Annotated in this window: 2 protein-coding genes; one reads left to right on the plus strand and one right to left on the minus strand. The window is 67.7% G+C overall.

The annotated features are described in order from the left end of the window. Positions 1 to 76: 76 nt before the first annotated feature. Entirely contained in the window at positions 77 to 1,309 is a 1,233-nt protein-coding gene (locus HII36_RS54350) for an aminotransferase-like domain-containing protein (protein WP_236005207.1), read from the minus strand. 302 nt (positions 1,310 to 1,611) lie between these two features. On the opposite strand from HII36_RS54350, the gene HII36_RS54355 reads away from it, so the two are divergent. Then, positions 1,612 to 2,229: a GNAT family N-acetyltransferase gene (locus tag HII36_RS54355; RefSeq protein ID WP_173531237.1), complete on the plus strand. Its 618-nt coding sequence runs from the start codon at positions 1,612 to 1,614 to the stop codon at positions 2,227 to 2,229. Positions 2,230 to 2,966 lie beyond the last annotated feature (737 nt).

Consider the following 2,966-nt stretch of genomic DNA (forward strand, 5'->3'; position numbering starts at 1 on the left):
GTTGAGATGAGTGCGGCCGGCACCTCCCCTCGGAGGTGCCGGCCGTGGTTCTCGGTGTGGTGGTGCGGTGGGAGGGTCAGGCGAGGTCGGGTCCGGGGGTGTCCACGCCGCTGTGGTCCCGTGCCGACCCCGTGCCGAACGTGTCGCGCAGCTGCATCTCCTGCTCGATCACCCCCGCGAGCCGCCGCACCCCTTCCCGGATCCGGTCAGGCTCCGGGAAGCAGTACGAAAGCCGCATGTGCCGGTTCCCGCTCCCGTCGGCGTAGAAGCCGGTGCCGGGGACGAACGCCACCCGCTCCGACACCGCCCTGGGCAGGATCGCCTTGGAGTCGAGGCCCTCGGGCAGGGTGGCCCAGACGAAGAAGCCTCCGGCCGGGCGAGTCCAGGTCACCTCCGGAGGCATCAGGGCTTCGAGCGCGTCGAGCAGCGCGTCGCGGCGCTCGCGGTACAGCTCCTTGAACGCTTTGATCTGCTCCCGCCACGGCTGCGTCGTCAGGTACTGCCCGACGGCGAGCTGCGTGAACGACGAGTGCGACAACACCGCCGACTCCATCGCCAGCACGAGCTTGTCGCGGATGGCGTGCGGCGCCAGCGCCCAGCCGACGCGGAATCCGGGAGCGAGTGTCTTGGAGAACGACCCGAGATACACCACTCCGTCGGGATTGTCGGCTCGCAGGGCGCGCATGGGCTCGCCGTCGAATCCGAGCAGTCCGTACGGGTTGTCCTCGATGATGAGGATTCCGGCCCGCTGGCAGATGTCCAGGACCTGCTGCCGGCGCGCGACGTTGAGCGTGACACCGGCCGGGTTCTGGAACGTCGGGATCGTGTACAGGAACTTGATCGGCGCCCCGGCCGTCTCCAGGGCGTAGATCGTCTGGGCCAGGGATTCGGGCACGATGCCCTGATCGTCCATGGCGACATGCACGACTTTGGCCTGGTACGCGGAGAACGTACCCAGGGCGCCCACGTACGAGGGCCCCTCGGCGAGCACCACGTCACCCGGATCGATGAAGATCCGGGTCATCAGGTCGAGCGCCTGCTGCGAACCGACGGTGACGACGACGTCGTTCGCCCCGGCGTGAATCCCCTCCAGCCGCATGACCTCGCAGATCTGCTCACGCAGGTGCGGGTCGCCCTGGCCGGAACCGTACTGCAGCGCGACCGGGCCGCGCCGCGTGACCAGGTCGGAGACGAGCTCGCCGACCATGTCGAGTGGGAGCGCCGTGACGTACGGCATGCCGCCGGCGAGCGAGACCACCTCGGGCCTCGACGCGACGGCGAAAAGAGCTCGGATCTCGGAGGCGACCATCCCGGTAGCTCGCGCGGCGTACCGATCGACGTAGGCGTCGATACGCGAGCCCTGAGTAACGGGCGCTTGCTCGGCGCCCGTCTCCGGATTCGCGGGTGTCTGACCGTGATCCAGCTCTTCTGTCACGGCCCACCTCCTAGGTGTCATATAGGACCGAAATACCAGATTACGCCAGCCGGACATGTCGCCCGTCGCCGGGCTCGCCCGTCGTGGTACCCGCTGGCGGCACCCTCACTGGGCTACGATGCCACCTGTAGACGCGGTTTTCGCGCGCTTTTCCTGGTCAACGATTGGGGCCGTAGTTGTCGCGCCGGCTGGTCAACATAACCCTGGACAACCTTGACGATCTGCCGCGCCGCTGCAGGCGGTGCGTCTTCTGGGAGCTCGACCCCGTCAGCGGCGAACGTGCGGTGGAGACGGGCGATCCCGGCCTGGAAAAAGAGGCGTGGATCTCCGGCACCCTGCTGGAGTGGGGCAGTTGCGGGAAAATTGCTTATGTTGACGGAGTCCCTGCCGGATTTGTCCTTTATAGCCCTCCGCTTTACACGCCGCGCTCCGTGGCCTTCCCGACGTCCCCGGTGAGCGCGGACGCGGTGTTGCTGATGACCGCGCACATCATCCCCGAGTTCTCGGGCGGGGGATTGGGACGCATGCTGATCCAGGGCGTGGCCAAGGACCTGACCAGGCGCGGCGTGAAGGCCATTGAAGCGTTCGGCGATTTGAAGTGGGAAGAGCCCAGTTGCGTGGTTCCTGCCGAGTACTTGCTGTCGGTGGGTTTCAAGACCGTTCGGCCGCACTTGCGATTCCCGCGGCTGAGGCTGGAGCTGAAGACCGCCGTCTCGTGGCGTGAGGACGTCGAGGTGGCCCTGGAACGCCTTCTCGGCTCCATGACCCCAGAACGAGCCCTTCGCCCCGTCTGACGCACTCTCAGCCCTCTTCACGCCTTCTCGTCCCTGTCCCTGTGCATGTACTCGGGTACTCGATGCTTCACGTGCGTGAGTGCGTGAGTGGGACGAGTGTTCGGGTGCTCGGCTGCTTGGGTGCTCCAAGCGCCGGGCTCTTCACATCATCCTGTCCGCGCCTCTGCCGTCTGTGAGGAGCCGGCCGCGCGTGCGCCATCGTGATCCAGGTCGGCGTTGGCGGGGGGACGGGTCAAGGGGGCCGAACTGCGTTCTGGCCGTCGGTCGAGGGTATGCGGCCGTAGGTGGGTGGGTGTCCGAGGCGGAACCCAAGGGGGCGATCCAGGCAGGCGGTTCGGGGGCGGGTCCCAGGCTCCAAGGCGGGCTCGGGTTACGCGGACGCGCGGTGCGTGGTGCGCGGTGCAGGTCCCTGGCAGCCGGTGACCTACTCGCCGATGGCGCGCTTGCAGTCCGATGTTCCGATGTTCCTACGTTCTGAGGTTCCTCGTCAGGGGGCATGCGCCGCACCAGCTCTGTGAGCGCGGGCGAGCCTCATGAGCAAGGGCGCAGTGGGACTCGGCCCCTGCCATGCGGCGCCCCGGTGCTGCAGCGCCGCCACGTCGTGGCCGCGAGGGTGTCTCGTAGTGGTGCCTTGTAGCCGTGCCTAGCCGCCACGCCACGCGCGCGTTTCTGGTGCGCATGTCCGCAAGCGTCGTCAACGGATGCCCACAGCGGTCCGCCGTTGGCGACCCCATCCC

It is taken from the genome of Nonomuraea antri, from assembly GCF_013283785.1.
Taxonomy (GTDB): Bacteria; Actinomycetota; Actinomycetes; order Streptosporangiales; family Streptosporangiaceae; genus Nonomuraea; species Nonomuraea antri.

Excerpts from the sequence above, each read along its gene's own strand:
- HII36_RS54350 (WP_236005207.1), bottom strand. The coding sequence starts at position 1,309 with ATGGTCGCCTCCGAGATCCGAGCTCTTTTCGCCGTCGCGTCGAGGCCC.